Source organism: Escherichia sp. WS2035 (assembly GCF_046487065.1).
In the GTDB taxonomy this organism is placed as follows: Bacteria; Pseudomonadota; Gammaproteobacteria; order Enterobacterales; family Enterobacteriaceae; genus Escherichia; species Escherichia coli.
Genome location: NZ_JBJQKD010000006.1, coordinates 1 through 17,002, shown reverse-complemented (window position 1 = coordinate 17,002; position 17,002 = coordinate 1). Strand labels below are relative to the sequence as shown.

Sequence of the window (17,002 nt, the reverse complement as noted above, 5' to 3'; positions counted from 1 at the left end):
TGGTTTATGAAAACAACAGCTCTGCGTCTTTATGGTAAACGTGATTTACGCCTGGAAACCTTTGACCTTCCTGAAATGCAGGAGGATGAAATCCTCGCAACGGTGGTCACTGACAGCCTGTGCCTCTCTTCCTGGAAAGAGGCCAATCTGGGTGAAAATCATAAAAAAGTACCCGACGATGTGGCGACCAATCCCATCATCATCGGCCACGAATTTTGCGGCGATATTCTGGCCGTGGGTAAAAAGTGGCAGCACAAATTCCAGCCGGGTCAGCGTTATGTGATTCAGGCCAACCTGCAACTCCCCGACCGCCCGGATTGCCCCGGCTACTCCTTCCCGTGGGTAGGCGGCGAAGCGACGCATGTGGTTATTCCCAACGAGGTCATGGAACAAGATTGCCTGCTGGCATACGACGGCGAAACCTATTTTGAAGGCTCGCTGGTTGAACCGCTTTCCTGCGTGATTGGCGCGTTCAACGCCAACTATCATCTTCAGGAAGGTAGTTATAACCACACGATGGGGATTCGCCCGCAAGGGCGCACGCTGATCCTCGGCGGCACCGGACCAATGGGACTGTTGGCGATTGATTATGCGCTACATGGACCCGTTAACCCTTCGCTGCTCGTCATTACCGATACCGACAACGACAAATTGAGTTATGCGCGCAAGCACTATCCATCAGAACCGCAAACACTGATTCATTATCTCAATGCCGCCGATGCAGCATTTGATACGTTAATGGCACTGAGTGGCGGTCACGGCTTCGATGATATTTTCGTCTTTGTGCCTAATGAAGGACTGGTGACTCTCGCCTCTTCCTTGCTGGCGACAGATGGTTGTCTGAATTTCTTCGCCGGACCGCAGGATAAGCACTTCAGCGCGCCAATTAATTTCTACGATGTGCATTATGCATTTACCCACTACGTGGGCACGTCAGGCGGCAATACCGACGACATGCGCGCAGCGGTCAAATTAATTGAAGAGAAAAAAGTGCAGGCCGCAAAAGTGGTAACACATATTCTTGGGCTGAATGCCGCGGGCGAAACCACGCTTGAATTGCCTGCCGTCGGCGGCGGCAAAAAGCTGGTGTATACCGGGAAATACCTGCCGCTGACGTCACTCACGCAGATTCAGGATCAAGCACTGGCGGCGATTCTGGCGCGTCATCAGGGGATCTGGTCCGGTGAGGCGGAGCAATACCTGCTCGCCCATGCAGAGGCAATTTCCCATGATTAATCGCGCTACTTAACTCTGCATGTCGCTGGCTGGTCGCCGCGGCAACTTCGCGACCTGATGTGCGGCTGATTGCTGAAGCGGCACAATGTGCACGAGAAGGATAAAAAAACATCAGCGCCTTAAGGGGCGCTCAAATTGGTGGCAAAGTGCACATTGTTTATGCCGGATGCGGAATGAAGCCTTATTCGGCCTACATAATCTTGAAAATTCAATATATTGCAGTTATCTGGTAGGCCAGGTAAGCGTAGCGCATCAGGCAATCCTGTGTTTGTCATCAGTCTCAGCGCCTGTGCAATATGTGACATCGTGAGCCATGTCAGTAAGTGGTTAAATTCGCAGTGGTAGCATTCCTTCCGTGTTTTCTTACTAACCGGAGAAGTAATGGAACTGCTTTTATTGAGTAACTCGACGCTGCCGGGTAAAGCCTGGCTGGAACACGCGCTGCCGCTGATTGCTGAACAGTTGCAGGGTCGCCGTTCTGCGGTATTTATTCCTTTCGCTGGCGTAACGCAGACCTGGGATGATTACACAGCGAAAACGGCTGCGGTTCTCGCTCCGCTGGGTGTTTCTGTCACCGGTATTCATAGCGTTGTCGATCCCGTTGCCGCGATTGAAAATGCGGAAATTGTGATTGTCGGCGGCGGTAATACTTTCCAGTTGCTGAAACAGTGCCGCGAGCGCGGGCTGCTGGCACCCATTACTGACGTGGTGAAACGTGGCGCGCTGTATATTGGCTGGAGCGCAGGCGCTAACCTTGCTTGCCCAACCATTCGTACCACCAACGATATGCCGATTATCGATCCGCAAGGTTTCGATGCGCTAAATCTGTTCCCGCTACAAATCAACCCGCACTTCACCAACGCGCTGCCGGAAGGCCATAAAGGTGAAACCCGTGAGCAGCGTATTCGCGAACTGCTGGTCGTCGCGCCAGAACTGACGATTATTGGTCTGCCGGAAGGTAACTGGATCACAGTAAGTAAAGGTCACGCTACGCTGGGTGGCCCGAACACCACTTATGTATTTAAGGCTGGTGAAGAAGCGGTGCCGCTGGAAGCGGGTCACCGTTTTTAAGTGAATTGCCGGATGCATGATCCGGCATCTTGTTCATAGTGCCTGATGCAACGCTTTACGCGTCTTATCAGGCCTTCAGGGTCACGGTATTAATACTCGTCCCGTCCTTCATCTTCATCCGGCTGTTCCAGCACACTGTAAGCCACCGAACAAAACAGCGAGTTCAGACGCTGCATATCTCCCAGTAAGCCTAAATGTAGCGAACTGGTTTCAATACTCTGCACGTTTTGCTGGTGCAGGCGATCGACGTGGGCGTGGGAATAGCGGCGATTAAGAATGCGAAAACGATGTTTGCTGCGGCGCAAACGACGGGCGCTGGTAACATCGCCAGAGAAGAAAACCGACATTGCCAGTTTTAAATTACTGAGCAATTGCTCATAGAGCGCATCCAGTTCCTTCAAGCCATCAAGCGAAAATGCTCGCCTTGCTGCCAGCGATTTGTCGGCAATTTCGCTGCCCATGCGCTCGACGATATCGGAGGCCTGTTCAAGGTTGAGCGACATTTCGATGATCTCCGCCCAGCGGCGCGACTCTTCTTCTGCCAGTTCCTCTTTTGGCATCCGCGCCAGATACAGCTTAATGGCGGTATAGAGAACGTTGATGTCATCAGCCAGCTTACGCAGCTCTTTCTCCTGCCGTGGCTCGCCGTGCATCACTTTATTCAGCCCTTCCATCATCTGTTCCATGGCGTCGCCAATGCGCAGGGTTTCGCGGGCAGCGTTCGCCAGAGCAAGCGTGGGCGTATCCAGCGCGCTGACATCCAGATGTTTAGGCCGTAGCTGGGTATCCAGTTCCGGTTCATCGCGAATAATCGTTTTGCAAAACCGTGCCATCGGGTCAACGAATGGCAACATGACCAGGCAGCGTACAAGGTTGTAGAAGACGTGGAAATAGATCACCAATTCCGCTTTTGGCAATGGCAACTTCCCCATTGTCTCTGCCAGCAAATGAACAAACGGCAGGATAATCAGGCTACCCACCAGCTTAAACAGCAGGCTACCCAGCGCGACACGGCGGGCTGCGGCATTGGCGGCACTGTTGTTGAGCATCGCCAGCAGGCCGGAACCGAGGTTTGCACCAATCACCAGACAAAGCGCCACTGGGAAAGAGATAATGCCTGCGGCGGTCAGAGTCGCGGTCAGCAGTACCGCGGCAAGGCTGGAGTAGCTGATAATGGCGAACATCGCACCAATCAGCGCATCCAGCAAAATGTCGCCAGTCAGCGAGGCAAAGATCACCTGAACGCCGTTTGCCTGAGTGATCGGCGTTACGGCCTGCACAATCAACTCCAGCGCCAGTAAAATCAGCCCAAGACCAATACCGACGCGGCCCAGTTGCCCGGCGCGTGACTGTTTGCGTCCGAGGAAAAAAATCACGCCGATAAAAATAAGTAACGGTGACAGCCAGGATAAATCGAAGGTGAGAATACGCGCCATCAGCGCCGTCCCGACATCTGCACCCAGCACAATCACCAGCGCAGGCGCGAGAGCAACCAGATCCTGAGCGACGAACGAGGTCACCAGCATGGTGGTGGCATTACTGCTCTGCACCAGTGCGGTAACGCCGATCCCCGCGCAAAAGGCGAGCGGCTTTTTTTCGACGCTCCGGCTAAGGACAGTACGCAGACGCGCGCCGAAGACGCGCATTACGCCTGTTCGAACAATATGGGTCCCCCAGACCAGCAGGGCGACGGCAGAAAGCAGGTGAAGCAAAGTTAGCACGGAATCAGGTTCTCCTTTTTGTTATGCATTTTCCTGTTAAGATTTTTCTAATCACGTTGTTTTTATCCAGGCATTTCTCTTGTATGTACTTTCAGTATAAGAGATTTATACAAGAAAGCATTTAAAAAGGCATTTATATAAAAATCCACCTGTATCTGTTGCTATTTCTGTCACACTTTCCCCTGTCGTTTACACCAGATAATCGTTGTCACTTTTGTGACCTCTGAGAAGATAAACAACGAAATATTTAAGACCAGATCCTGTGAATAAAAATAATTAAGTAACAACGGTATTACGGAGATTGAACAGCTTACGGTAGCAAAACGCATAAACTCCTGAATCGCCAAAAAAGAGAAACTAAATAATTTTTGTCTTAAAAAACATTGCGCAGAAAAGAATAAAGAGAACAATAATACTATTTGTAGCGTAACAGTGGCGACTGCATAAGCGTAAAAACCGCCTTCAACACCGATATCCTTAAGTAAAGAAAGTGAATGAACGATATCGGAATAAAAAGGGATACGACCATTACCAAGCGAGTAGAACAGATATGTGGCTATCGCGATAACATCCATAACACCCCAAAAAAGAAGAATGTATTTTTTATATTGACGTTGCATAAAGTAAATCCTTTTTACGAAAACAAATATTACCAGGAATTATTATAATTGCGGGCGTTTTTGGATTAACACTCCACCCGTATTTTTTAAACCTCTGTCAGCTATACCTTCACTAAATAAGACATCGATACGCCCTTTACTTTTATCGTGATACAGAATACTGCATGAGATACACCTTATACCCTCTTTGGATTTACGAAAATCTAACCAATAACGACCATCATAAAATACCCACTCCACACCTGTTTTATATTAATTATCCAATCATTATAACCTGTTGGTTTTTTCCTAATAGTTCAGTAACTTCGGACTCTGAACATCCTTCGAAAGCGAAAAAATCTATTTCATCAATTTTTATCATATTCAATAATCCATTATTTATGACATTAAAAACCGGGGCAAATACCCCGGTGTTATCACTTACTCGGCATCATACCCCAGATTCGGTGCCAACCAACGCTCAACTTCGGTAACGCTCATTCCTTTACGGTGGGCATAGTCTTCAACCTGATCGCGCTGAATTTGCGCCACCGCGTAATACTTGCTGTCTGGATGACTGAAGTACCAACCCGAAACCGATGCACCCGGCCACATGGCGAAAGATTCCGTGAGTTTCATACCGGTATGTTTTTCCACTTCCAGCAGCTCCCAGATTGTGGCTTTTTCCGTATGTTCCGGGCAGGCAGGGTAGCCCGGTGCCGGACGGATGCCCTGGTAGTTTTCGCGGATCAGCTCTTCGTTGCTGAGGTTCTCGTTCGGCGCATAGCCCCAGTAGACTTTACGCACACGCTCATGGAGATACTCCGCAAAGGCTTCCGCCAGACGGTCGGCAAGCGCTTTCACCATGATTTTGTTGTAATCATCATGCTGTGCTTCAAAGGCATCAGCCAGTGCGTCCTCTTCCAGCCCGCCAGTCACGGCAAATGCGCCGATGTAATCCGCTTTGCCGGAAACCTTCGGCGCAACGAAGTCAGCGAGACAGTAGTTAGCGAAGCCGGTTTTTTCGGTCTGTTGGCGCAGATGGTGGCTGACATTAATCACATGGGTACGCGTTTCGTCACGGTAGATTTCAATGTCATCGCCCACACGGTTTGCCGGGAACAGGCCCACCACACCACGCGGGTTCAGCATTTTTTCGGCGCTTAATTTATCCAGCATGTCGTTGGCGTCTTTAAACAGCCGCTGCGCCTCAACACCTACCACTTCATCTTCCAGAATGCGCGGATACTTCCCGGCCAGCGACCAGGTCATAAAGAACGGCGTCCAGTCGATGTAATTACGCAGCGTTTCGATGCTGGCTTCGACTTCCTGCACACCGAGACGGTGCGCCACCGGCGGCGTGTAAGCCTGCCAGTCAAAAGCGAAGTCGTTATCACGCGCCGCTTCCAGCGTGACCGGTGGTGTGCGTGGTTTCTTTCGTCCGTGCTGAATACGCACGGTTTCGTACTCCTTGCGGGTACGAGCAACGAAATCATCGCGCTGAGTGTCGGAAAGCAGCGCCGCCACCACACCAACGGTGCGCGATGCGTTCTGCACATACACCGTCGGGCCGCTGTAGTTCTGCTCGATTTTCACCGCCGTGTGCGCTTTTGAGGTGGTCGCGCCGCCAATCAATAGCGGAATGGTGAAGCCCTGGCGCTCCATCTCTTTCGCCACGTTAACCATCTCGTCCAGCGACGGCGTGATCAGCCCCGAAAGGCCAATCAAATCAGCATTCACTTCTTTAGCGGTACGGAGAATTTTTTCCGCAGGCACCATCACGCCGAGATCGACAATTTCGTAGTTGTTACATTGCAGCACCACGCCAACGATATTTTTACCGATGTCGTGGACATCGCCCTTCACTGTGGCGATCACCATCTTGCCGTTGGTTTTACCCTGCTCTTTGCTGGCTTCAATAAACGGCTCGAGATACGCCACCGCCTGCTTCATTACGCGCGCCGATTTCACCACCTGCGGCAGGAACATTTTGCCCTCGCCAAACAGGTCGCCGACCACGTTCATGCCGTCCATCAACGGGCCTTCAATCACTTCAATCGGGCGCGTAGCCTGCTGGCGGGCTTCTTCGGTATCCTGCTCGATAAACTCGGTAATGCCTTTGACCAGCGAGTATTCCAGACGTTTATTCACTTCCCACGAGCGCCACTCCGCCTGCTGGGTGTTAGCGGTGTCGTCGGTTTTGCTGCCGCGATATTTCTCGGCAAGCTCGAGTAAACGCTCGGTGCCATCGTCGCGGCGGTTGAGGATCACATCCTCCACCGCGTCGCGTAGCTCGGTAGGCAGGTCGTCGTAAATCGCCAGTTGCCCGGCGTTGACGATCCCCATATCCATGCCATTGCGAATAGCGTAGTAGAGGAACACCGCGTGAATGGCTTCGCGCACAGGATCGTTACCACGAAACGAGAACGACACGTTAGAAACGCCGCCGGAAATCAGTGCGTGCGGCAGTTCACGTTTGATGTCTTCACACGCGCCGATAAAGTCCTGTGCGTAATTGTTGTGCTCTTCAATGCCAGTTGCGACCGCGAAGATGTTCGGGTCGAAGATGATATCTTCAGCCGGGAAGCCAACCTCTTCGGTGAGGATTTTGTACGCCCGACGGCAAATCTCGATTTTCCGTGCGCGGGTATCGGCCTGGCCCTGTTCGTCAAAAGCCATTACCACTACTGCCGCACCGTAGCGACGCAACAGTTTCGCGTGATGGATAAAGGCGTCGACGCCCTCTTTCATCGAGATAGAGTTAACAATGCCTTTGCCCTGGATACACTTCAGACCTTTTTCAATAACGTCCCATTTCGAGGAGTCGATCATTATCGGCACACGAGCGATATCCGGTTCACCGGCAATCAGATTGAGAAAACGCACCATCGCCGCTTCGGCATCGAGCATCCCTTCATCCATGTTGATATCGATAATCTGCGCACCGTTTTCCACCTGCTGACGCGCCACATCCAGCGCCTCGCTGTATTTCTCTTCTTTGATCAGGCGCTTGAACTTAGCGGAACCGGTGACGTTGGTGCGTTCACCCACGTTCACAAACAGGCTATCTTCGCCAATGTTCAGCGGCTCCAGGCCGGACAAACGGCAGGCTACGGGAATTTCCGGTAGTTTGCGCGGCGCTAATCCTTCTACTGCACGACTCATCGCTGCAATATGTTGTGGCGTGGTGCCGCAGCAGCCGCCGACGATATTGAGAAAGCCCGCTTCTGCCCATTCACGTATCTGTTTTGCCATCGTGTCGGCGTCGAGATCGTATTCACCAAAGGCGTTGGGCAGCCCGGCGTTCGGGTGGGCGGTGACATAGCATTCCGCAATACGCGACAGTTCCTGTACGTACTGGCGCAGTTCGTCTGGCCCCAGCGCACAGTTCAGGCCAAAGGTCAGCGCTTCGGCGTGGCGCAGGGAGTTGTAAAACGCTTCAGTGGTCTGCCCGGAGAGCGTGCGCCCGGAGGCGTCGGTGATGGTGCCGGAGATCATAATCGGCAGTTCAACGCCCAGCGCTTCAAACTCCGTTTTCACCGCAAAGACCGCCGCTTTGGCGTTAAGGGTGTCGAAAACGGTTTCAATCAGGATCAGGTCCGCGCCACCTTCCACCAGCGCTTTGGTGGATTCTCGATAAGCCGCCACCAGCTGGTCAAAAGTGATGTTGCGGAATGCCGGATCGTTGACGTCCGGAGAAATAGACGCCGTGCGGTTGGTCGGGCCGAGAACACCGGCAACGTAGCGCGGTTTCTCCGGCGTGCGGGCAGTCCACTCGTCGGCACAGGCGCGCGCCAGTTTCGCCGCCGCAAAGTTGATTTCCGCCGACAGGGATTCCATCTGGTAATCCGCCATCGCAATAGTCGTGGAGTTGAAGGTGTTGGTTTCGATGATATCCGCACCCGCTTCAAAGTAAGCGTTGTGGATGGCGGAGATCACTTCCGGTTTGCTGAGCACCAGCAGGTCGTTGTTGCCTTTGAGATCGCATGGCCAGTCGGCAAAGCGTTCACCACGAAAATCGGCTTCGTTCAGTCGATAGCTCTGGATCATGGTGCCCATACCGCCGTCCAGCACCAGAATACGTTCATTTAACTGCGCACACAGTTGTTCCACTTTGCTGCTCACACTTGCTCCCGACACGCTTAACCCAGATTTAATAAAAATTCAACAAACCATACTGGCATAAACACATCTGTGGTAAAAGCGACCACCACGCAACATGAGATTTGTTCAACATTAACTCATCGGATCTGTTCAGCAACTATTGCATTCGCTGATAATAAAAATGAAAATGATTTCCACGATACAGAAAAAAGGAGACTGTCATGGTCGCACCCATTCCCGCAAAACGCGGCAGAAAACCCGCCGTTGCCACCGCACCAGCGACTGGACAGGTTCAGTCTTTAACGCGTGGCCTGAAATTACTGGAGTGGATTGCCGAATCCAATGGCAGTGTGGCACTCACGGAACTGGCACAGCAAGCCGGGTTACCCAATTCCACGACCCACCGCCTGCTAACCACGATGCAGCAACAGGGCTTTGTCCGTCAGGTCGGCGAACTGGGTCACTGGGCGATCGGCGCACACGCCTTTATGGTCGGCAGCAGCTTTCTCCAGAGCCGTAATTTGTTAGCGATTGTTCACCCTATCCTGCGCAATCTAATGGAAGAGTCTGGCGAAACGGTCAATATGGCGGTGCTTGATCAAAGCAATCACGAAGCGATTATTATCGACCAGGTACAGTGTACTCACCTGATGCGAATGTCCGCGCCTATCGGCGGTAAATTGCCGATGCACGCTTCCGGTGCGGGTAAAGCCTTTCTGGCCCAACTGAGCGAAGAACAGGTGACGAAGTTACTGCACCGCAAAGGGTTACATGCCTATACCCACGCAACGCTGGTGTCTCCTGTGCATTTAAAAGAAGATCTCGCCCAAACGCGCAAACGGGGTTATTCATTTGACGATGAGGAACATGCGCTGGGGCTGCGTTGCCTTGCAGCGTGTATTTTCGATGAGCACCGCGAACCGTTTGCCGCAATTTCAATTTCCGGACCGATTTCACGTATTACCGATGACCGCGTGACCGAGTTTGGCGCGATGGTGATTAAAGCGGCGAAGGAAGTGACGCTGGCATACGGTGGAATACGCTGACTTTTTCGCCTCTGATTTATACGAATCGAACGCTAAACCGCTGCCTGCGCCGATACGCATAAACATCTTCCACATGCCCTTCACGTATACGGTTTTGTAGTGCGCGCCAGTAATCAGCGCGGAACAAGTCGGCGTGCATCTCTTCAAATAGCGGACCAATACGCGGGTCGGCACATAACCAGTGACGGAACTCTTCCGGGAAAACATCGCCCGGCGAGACGCTGTACCACGGTTCGCTGGCAAGTTCGTCCTCCGGGTAGCGCGGCGGCGGGATGTCGCGGAAGTTCACTTCCGTCATGTAGCAAATTTCATCGTAATCATAAAACACCACACGCCCGTGACGGGTGACACCGAAGTTTTTAAACAGCATGTCGCCAGGGAAAATGTTAGCAGCGGCAAGCTGGCGAATAGCGTTACCGTATTCTTCAATGGCATCGCGCAACTGCTGACCTTCCACTTGTTCCAGCCAGATATTGAGCGGCACCATCCGCCGCTCAATATAAAGATGGCGAATCACAATTTGTTCGCCGAGATCGGTGATTTTTTCCGCTGCTTCCTGGAGCAGTAATGCCATTAATGCCGGGGAAATATGCCGCTTCTCCAGCACAAAGTTTTCAAACTCCTGGGTGTCCGCCATTCGGCCCACGCGATCGTGCTCTTTCACCAGTTGGTAGCAGGCGCGAACGTGAGCGGCAGACATCTCTTTCTGCGGCGCGAACTTGTCTTTGATCACTTTAAATACCCGGTCAAAGCCCGGCAGCGTGAACACCAACATCACCATTCCACGAATACCCGGCGCTTCAATGAACTGCTCATTACAGCCCTGTAGATAAACGAGATATTCGCGGTAGCTTTCGGTTTTGGCGTGCTTCTGGCAGCCGATAGCCATATACAATTCAGCGGTGGTTTTACCTGGCAGAATTTCCCGTAGCCACTCGACCAGCGCTGCGGGCAGCGGCGCGTAAACCATAAAATAAGAACGCGCAAAGCCAAAGACGATGCTCGCTTCGGCGGTCGTCGTCAGACAGGTATCAATAAATAACTCGCCGTCGTCCGTCTGGTGGATCGGCAGCAAAAATGGCAATGTGCCGGAAGGCGTGATCAGTTTGCCCACCAGCCAGGCGGCTTTATTGCGGTAAAACAGTTCGTTCGCCACCTGTAAATGACTTTCCGCGAGGTTGTCTGTCCCCAGCGTTTCCGTTAGATGGCGAACGATGTAATGAATGTCACGGCTTTTATTCTGCCAGCGCAGACGCAACGGCAGGTCGCTGATAACGCGCATCAGCAGAGATTCCCAGCCGTGATCGGGGTGAAAGTCTTTCGCCAGCGGGCGGGGAATGGTACGAAAACGGCGCTCTGGCTGGGAGCTAAAGATAAAAAGCCGCTCGGGAGTAAGCGAGCGGTGGTCAAATAACCGACAGTACACGGAGTTAAAAAAGCTCTCCGCAATCTCGAAGCGCGGGTAATCCGGCAACAGTCGGGTGTAATGCTCTTTAACGCGCAGTAAAAATGCCGCGTCCGTGCTTTGGCCGTTAGTAATGCAGCGCAGTTGCTCCACAACCAGACCCACGTGATGATCGTAAAGATGGATACGGTTTTTCATCGCTTGCTGGACAGCGTGCCAGTCGGCTTGTTCGAAACGCTGCTGCGCCCCGGAAGTCACTTCGAGGAATCGACCATACTGAGCGTCGAAGCCTTGCAGAATGGTTTGTGCAATCAGTAATTCCAGGCCACGCGGCATTTAGCGCCCTCATCAGGAGCAGAGAATTGCCGGATAAGACGCGCAAATCGTCGCATCAGGCGTTGATTGCCGGATGCGGCGTGAACGCCTTATCCGGCCTACAATCATCAACTTTATCAGTTGCTTAGAACTGCGATTCTTCGGTGGAGCCGGTCAGCGCGGTGACTGAAGACGTGCCGCCCTGAATAATGGTCGTCACTTTATCGAAATAACCTGTCCCCACTTCCTGCTGGTGAGATACGAAGGTATAGCCATCTTTCGCGGCGGCAAATTCCGGCTGCTGCACTTTCTCAACATAGTGCTTCATACCCTCACCCTGGGCATAGGCGTTTGCCAGGTCAAACATGTTGAACCACATGCTGTGGATACCTGCCAGGGTGATGAACTGGAACTTGTAGCCCATATCCGACAGCTGCTGCTGGAAGCTGGCAATAGTTTTGTCGTCGAGGTTTTTCTGCCAGTTGAACGACGGCGAGCAGTTATAAGCCAGCAGTTTGCCCGGATATTTCGCGTGGATGGCTTGTGCAAAGCGACGCGCCAGTTCCAGATCCGGCGTGGAGGTTTCACACCATACCAGGTCAGCATATGGCGCATACGCCAGGCCACGGCTGATCGCTTGCTCAATACCCGCATGAGTACGGAAGAAGCCTTCACTGGTACGCTCGCCAGTAATAAATTCGCTGTCATATGGGTCGCAATCGGAGGTAATCAGATCCGCCGCATCGGCATCGGTACGAGCAACCAGCAGGGTTGGAACGCCCGTCACATCAGCTGCCAGACGCGCCGCGACCAGTTTCTGAATAGCTTCCTGAGTTGGCACCAAAACTTTGCCGCCCATGTGACCACATTTCTTCACTGATGCCAGCTGATCTTCGAAGTGAACTGCCGCTGCACCGGCTTCAATCATCGCTTTCATCAGTTCAAAGGCATTCAGTACACCGCCAAAACCGGCCTCCGCATCGGCGACGATCGGCAGGAAGTAATCGACATAGCGCGGATCGCCCGGCTCAATGCCCGCGGACCATTGCATCTGATCCGCACGGCGGAAAGTATTGTTGATCCGCTCTACCACAGCTGGCACCGAGTTTGCCGGATAGAGCGACTGATCCGGATACATGCTGGCCGCCAGGTTAGCGTCCGCCGCTACCTGCCATCCCGACAGATAGACTGCTTCAATACCCGCTTTCGCCTGTTGCAACGCCTGACCGCCAGTCAGTGCACCGAGGCTGTTGATGTAGCCTTTTTTCGACTCGCCGTGCAGCAGACGCCACATTTTCGCCGCGCCCAGTTGCGCCAGGGTGCATTCCGGATTGACTGAACCGCGTAATTTCACCACATCTTCCGCGCTGTACGGGCGAGTAATGCCTTCCCAACGCGGTTGAGTCCACTCTTTCTGTAATTCTTCAATTTGTTGTGTACGGGTTTTCATGTGCAGATGCTCCATAGTTATGTGGTGGTTTACGCTAACAGGCGGTAGCCTGGCAGGGTCAGGAAATCAATTAACTCATCGGAAGTGGTGATCTGTTCCATCAAGCGTGCGGCATCGTCAAAACGCCCCTGGGAGAAACGTTCTTCGCCCAGTTCGCTGGCAATGACTTTCATCTCTTCGCCCAGCATCTGGCGGAACAAGGCTTTAGTCACCGGTTTGCCATTGCTCAACGTTTTTTGATGATGGATCCACTGCCAGATTGAGGTACGGGAAATTTCAGCCGTCGCCGCATCTTCCATCAGGCCATAAATCGGCACACAGCCATTGCCAGAGATCCACGCTTCGATGTACTGCACAGCCACGCGAATGTTGGCACGCATACCTTCTTCGGTGCGTTCACCATCACAAGGTGCCAGCAGCTGATCGGCAGTAATCGGCGCGTCTTGTTCGCGCATCACCTCAAGCTGGTTTTTGCGGGAGCCGAGAATATCGTTGAATACCGCCATTGCCGTATCAGCAAGGCCCGGGTGAGCGATCCATGTGCCATCGTGACCGTTATTGGCTTCCAGCGATTTATCCGCTTTTACTTTGTCGAGCACCTGGTTATTGCGCTCTTCATCTTTGCTCGGAATAAACGCCGCCATGCCGCCCATCGCAAAAGCACCGCGTTTATGGCAGGTTTTAATCAACAGGCGTGAGTAAGCATTCAGGAAGGGTTTATCCATCGTCACTGCCTGTCTGTCTGGCAGGACGCGATCGGGATAGTTTTTCAATGTTTTGATATAACTGAAGATGTAATCCCAACGACCGCAGTTCAGACCAACAATATGGTCACGCAGCGCGTGAAGGATTTCATCCATCTGGAACACGGCGGGCAGCGTTTCAATCAGCAACGTCGCCTTGATGGTGCCGCGCGGCAGATTAAAGCGATCTTCTGCATAGCTGAAGACTTCGCTCCACCAGGCCGCTTCCTGCCAGGACTGGGTTTTCGGCAGATAGAAATAGGGACCGCTGCCCTTTGCCAACAGTGCCTGATAGTTGTGGAAGAAATAGAGCGCAAAATCAAACAGGCTACCGGGGATTGCCTCACCACGCCAGGTGACATGTTTTTCCGGCAAGTGCAGACCGCGTACCCGACAAATCAAAACCGCTGGATTGGGCTTGAGCTGATAAATTTTGCCTGCTTCATTGGTATAGCTGATGGTGCCGTTAACTGCATCGCGCAGGTTAATTTGCCCATCGATCACTTTGTTCCAGTCTGGTGCCAGTGAATCTTCGAAATCGGCCATAAAGACTTTCACATTGGCGTTGAGCGCGTTGATCACCATCTTGCGCTCTACAGGTCCGGTAATCTCTACGCGACGATCTTCTAAGTCCGCAGGAATCCCGCGAATTTTCCAGTCAGCATCACGAATGGAAGCTGTTTCCGAAATGAAATCAGGCAACCTTCCGTTATCGATATCCTGCTGCTGCTGAATGCGCGCTGCCAGAAGTTTATTGCGTTGTGGCGTAAAATGCGTCACCAGCTCAGTCAGAAATTCTACCGCTTCGGCAGTAAGAATTTGCTTCTCCTGCTCGCCATACGGCCTTGTGAAAGCCAGTTCATCGATTGTTGTTGCCTGTTCAGTCATCGTGCAGCTCCTCGTCATGGATCCGAAAACTTCCCCACTGTGAACGAAGGATCGTTGTGCGCTTTTCGTTCAGCACAACTAAGACTACTCATTTAAAATGCAAAATCAAAAACAATTTCCATTTTAATTAAAAATACATGTTAACTTGTTGATAACAATATAAATAAAATTTATTCACTTACTGAGGTGTGTTTCGGAAATAAAAAAGGCACCCGAAGGTGCCTGAGGTAAGGTGCTGAATCGCTTAACGATCGACTATCACAGAAGATTAATCCAGCGTTGGATTCATGTGCCGTAGATCATATGGCGTGATCTGGTAGACGTAATAGTTGAGCCAGTTGGTAAACAGCAAATTACCGTGACTACGCCAGCTCGCTCGCGGTTTGTTTTGCGGATCATTGTGCGGGAAATAGTTATACGGTACTTCCGGGTCTAGTCCGGCTTCCACATCGCGGAAATATTCCTGCGCCAGCGTTTGCGCATCATATTCGGGATGGCCCGTCACAAAGGCAATTCGCTTATCTTTGCTGGCAAACAGATATGCATCCCCTTCTTCCGTCTCTGCCAGAATTTCCAGATCGGTGTAATCACGAATCAACGCTGCCGGAAAGTCAGCATAGCGCGAATGCGGTGCCAGGAATGAATCATCAAAGCCACGCGTCAGAAGCGCATGAGGATGGAGAATATGATGCTCATAAACGCCAGAGAGTTTGTCGGTGCGAGTTTGCTTAGGAATGCCGTAGAGGATATTTAGCGCGGCCTGTACCGCCCAGCAGACAAACAGCGTCGAGGTGACGTGATCTTTCGACCACTCCAGCACCTGTTTGATCTGCGGCCAGTAAGCGACATCATTAAACTCCACCAGGCCCAGCGGCGCGCCGGTAACTATCAGACCGTCAAAGTTTTGTTCCTGAATATCTTCAAAGTTACAGTAGAAGTTATTCAGATGCTCTGCGGGCGTGTTGCGCGATTCACGGGAATCGATGCGCAACAGCTGAATATCGACCTGCAAAGGTGAGTTTGAAAGCAGGCGCAGAAACTGATTTTCAGTTTCGATCTTCTTCGGCATCAGGTTAAGGATAAGCACCTTTAGCGGACGAATTTCCTGACCAGACGCGCGAGAAGTTGTCATCACAAAGACGTTTTCTTCACGCAAGAAATTGACGGCGGGTAGCTCGTCCGGCACACGAATCGGCATAACCTGATTACCTCACTACATACGCTTATACGTTTAGACATCCAGATAGCTGAAGATAACCAGAAAATTTACCAATGTCGAGCCTGCATGTTGAAGGTGAGAAAGTTTCAAGGAAAAGGCTACGTTAGAATATAAGAATGACGAAAAGGAGAGAAAATGGTTATTAGTATTCGACGCTCACGGCATGAGGAGGGGGAGGAACTCGTTGCGATTTGGTGTCGTTCTGTCGATGCCACTCACGATTTTTTATCAGCAGAGTATCGGGCCGAGCTGGAAGAGCTGGTGCATTCCTTTCTGCCGGAAGCACCGTTGTGGGTCGCGGTTAATGAGCGGGATCAGCCGATTGGATTTATGTTGTTAAGTGGGCAGCATATGGATGCGCTGTTTATCGATCCTGATGTGCGCGGCTGCGGCGTGGGCCGGATGCTGGTGAAGCATGCGCTCTCAATGGCCCCGGAACTGACAACCACTGTTAATGAGCAAAATGAGCAGGCGGTTGGGTTCTATAAGAAGGTGGGCTTTAAGGTTACGGGACGCTCTGAGGTGGACGATTTGGGGAAACCGTATCCGTTGCTGAATCTGGCATATGTGGGGGTGTAGGCGGTTTTTTTCTCATCCCGGTGGGCTGAACTTTAGGTTTCGTACCCACCAATGGTGACATGATTATTTCTGCTTAAACATTGCCATGACCGCACTATCACTGAGTACCACTGATTGCGCATGGATGTGGAACTGGCGATATTTCATTAACGTTGCCCCTGCGACCACTTCATGAAGAATGCGTTCCTCAACCTGTGACAAACCGCCCTCATTCATTTCCAGCGCGCTCACAACAATATCCATACGTTTTGCTGGCAAAAAAGAATGCCAGGTTGAACGTGGGTGGAGTTGCAGAACAAGATCTTGCAGAACTTTTTCTGCAACAAAGAAATTGGCGATTAACAGGCGCTGGTTACTGAAGGCAGCATCTCCTGACACTTCACGTTTGCTTTCAAGATCGCGAACAGTAATTTGATTACGACGAATTTGGATATACAGAACTGACATGAGATTCCCTTCATCATGCAAATAATTGATATGCAAAAAACCCCGGCCTTATTGACCGGGGTTTTTCTAATTTGATGCCTGGCAGTTCCCTACTCTCGCATGGGGAGACCCCACACTACCATCGGCGCTACGGCGTTTCACTTCTGAGTTCGGCATGGGGTCAGGTGGGACCACCGCGC

General features: G+C 51.8%; 12 protein-coding genes, 1 rRNA gene and 1 pseudogene. 4 read left to right on the top strand and 10 right to left on the bottom strand.

The window, feature by feature from the left end; translation table 11 throughout:
* The first annotated feature begins 6 nt into the window (after positions 1-6).
* Together sorE and pepE are read left to right on the top strand one after the other, a co-directional pair.
* Positions 7-1,236, top strand: a complete 1,230-nt coding sequence (gene sorE / locus ACJHX4_RS11745; protein WP_000858558.1) for an L-sorbose 1-phosphate reductase — start codon at positions 7-9, stop codon at positions 1,234-1,236.
* Positions 1,237-1,617: 381 nt separating this feature from the next.
* The gene (gene pepE, locus ACJHX4_RS11740) at positions 1,618-2,307 is read left to right on the top strand and encodes a dipeptidase PepE (protein WP_000421758.1); all 690 of its coding nucleotides are present in this window, start codon (positions 1,618-1,620) and stop codon (positions 2,305-2,307) included.
* Between the two features lie 89 nt (positions 2,308-2,396).
* Here the strand turns inward: pepE and ACJHX4_RS11735 are convergent, their stop codons facing one another.
* The 4 genes and pseudogenes from ACJHX4_RS11735 to metH form a co-directional block, all read right to left on the bottom strand.
* Complete coding sequence (locus ACJHX4_RS11735) at positions 2,397-4,028, bottom strand: Na/Pi cotransporter family protein (RefSeq protein WP_000956822.1); 1,632 nt, start codon at positions 4,026-4,028, stop codon at positions 2,397-2,399.
* 170 nt (positions 4,029-4,198) lie between these two features.
* Positions 4,199-4,648, bottom strand: a complete 450-nt coding sequence (locus ACJHX4_RS11730) for a hypothetical protein (protein ID WP_001189565.1) — start codon at positions 4,646-4,648, stop codon at positions 4,199-4,201.
* Positions 4,649-4,690: 42 nt separating this feature from the next.
* A pseudogene (locus ACJHX4_RS11725) lies at positions 4,691-5,009 on the bottom strand (hypothetical protein).
* A 59-nt stretch (positions 5,010-5,068) separates the two neighbouring features.
* Positions 5,069-8,752: a methionine synthase gene (metH, locus tag ACJHX4_RS11720; protein ID WP_000095941.1), complete on the bottom strand. Its 3,684-nt coding sequence runs from the start codon at positions 8,750-8,752 to the stop codon at positions 5,069-5,071.
* A 200-nt stretch (positions 8,753-8,952) separates the two neighbouring features.
* Between metH and iclR the strand changes: the two genes are divergently transcribed.
* Positions 8,953-9,777 (top strand): glyoxylate bypass operon transcriptional repressor IclR, encoded by an 825-nt coding sequence (gene iclR, locus ACJHX4_RS11715; RefSeq protein WP_000226409.1) that lies wholly within the window; start codon positions 8,953-8,955, stop codon positions 9,775-9,777.
* Positions 9,778-9,793: 16 nt separating this feature from the next.
* On the opposite strand, the gene aceK is transcribed toward iclR, so the two are convergent.
* The 4 genes from aceK to metA form a co-directional block, all read right to left on the bottom strand.
* Positions 9,794-11,518, bottom strand: a complete 1,725-nt coding sequence (aceK, locus tag ACJHX4_RS11710) for a bifunctional isocitrate dehydrogenase kinase/phosphatase (RefSeq protein WP_001137231.1) — start codon at positions 11,516-11,518, stop codon at positions 9,794-9,796.
* A 124-nt stretch (positions 11,519-11,642) separates the two neighbouring features.
* On the bottom strand, positions 11,643-12,947 hold the full coding sequence (gene aceA, locus ACJHX4_RS11705) for an isocitrate lyase (protein ID WP_001531164.1): 1,305 nt from the start codon (positions 12,945-12,947) through the stop codon (positions 11,643-11,645).
* Between the two features lie 29 nt (positions 12,948-12,976).
* A complete protein-coding gene (gene aceB, locus ACJHX4_RS11700; RefSeq protein ID WP_000138849.1) occupies positions 12,977-14,578 on the bottom strand; it encodes a malate synthase A in 1,602 nt (533 codons plus the stop codon).
* 268 nt (positions 14,579-14,846) lie between these two features.
* Positions 14,847-15,776 (bottom strand): homoserine O-succinyltransferase, encoded by a 930-nt coding sequence (gene metA / locus ACJHX4_RS11695; RefSeq protein WP_001122786.1) that lies wholly within the window; start codon positions 15,774-15,776, stop codon positions 14,847-14,849.
* Between the two features lie 156 nt (positions 15,777-15,932).
* On the opposite strand from metA, the gene ACJHX4_RS11690 reads away from it, so the two are divergent.
* Positions 15,933-16,376: an acetyltransferase gene (locus ACJHX4_RS11690; protein ID WP_000236963.1), complete on the top strand. Its 444-nt coding sequence runs from the start codon at positions 15,933-15,935 to the stop codon at positions 16,374-16,376.
* A 63-nt stretch (positions 16,377-16,439) separates the two neighbouring features.
* On the opposite strand, the gene ACJHX4_RS11685 is transcribed toward ACJHX4_RS11690, so the two are convergent.
* Together ACJHX4_RS11685 and rrf are read right to left on the bottom strand one after the other, a co-directional pair.
* Positions 16,440-16,823: a YjaA family stress response protein gene (locus tag ACJHX4_RS11685; protein ID WP_001350411.1), complete on the bottom strand. Its 384-nt coding sequence runs from the start codon at positions 16,821-16,823 to the stop codon at positions 16,440-16,442.
* Positions 16,824-16,899: 76 nt separating this feature from the next.
* Positions 16,900-17,002: ribosomal RNA gene (gene rrf, locus ACJHX4_RS11680) — 5S ribosomal RNA — on the bottom strand; the annotation flags it as partial.

Coding starts and splice junctions, on each gene's coding strand:
- sorE (WP_000858558.1), top strand. CDS start 7: ATGAAAACAACAGCTCTGCGTCTTTATGGTAAACGTGATTTACGCCTG.
- pepE (WP_000421758.1), top strand. CDS start 1,618: ATGGAACTGCTTTTATTGAGTAACTCGACGCTGCCGGGTAAAGCCTGG.
- ACJHX4_RS11730 (WP_001189565.1), bottom strand. CDS start 4,648: ATGCAACGTCAATATAAAAAATACATTCTTCTTTTTTGGGGTGTTATG.
- iclR (WP_000226409.1), top strand. CDS start 8,953: ATGGTCGCACCCATTCCCGCAAAACGCGGCAGAAAACCCGCCGTTGCC.
- aceK (WP_001137231.1), bottom strand. CDS start 11,518: ATGCCGCGTGGCCTGGAATTACTGATTGCACAAACCATTCTGCAAGGC.
- aceA (WP_001531164.1), bottom strand. CDS start 12,947: ATGAAAACCCGTACACAACAAATTGAAGAATTACAGAAAGAGTGGACT.
- aceB (WP_000138849.1), bottom strand. CDS start 14,578: ATGACTGAACAGGCAACAACAATCGATGAACTGGCTTTCACAAGGCCG.
- metA (WP_001122786.1), bottom strand. CDS start 15,776: ATGCCGATTCGTGTGCCGGACGAGCTACCCGCCGTCAATTTCTTGCGT.
- ACJHX4_RS11690 (WP_000236963.1), top strand. CDS start 15,933: ATGGTTATTAGTATTCGACGCTCACGGCATGAGGAGGGGGAGGAACTC.
- ACJHX4_RS11685 (WP_001350411.1), bottom strand. CDS start 16,823: ATGTCAGTTCTGTATATCCAAATTCGTCGTAATCAAATTACTGTTCGC.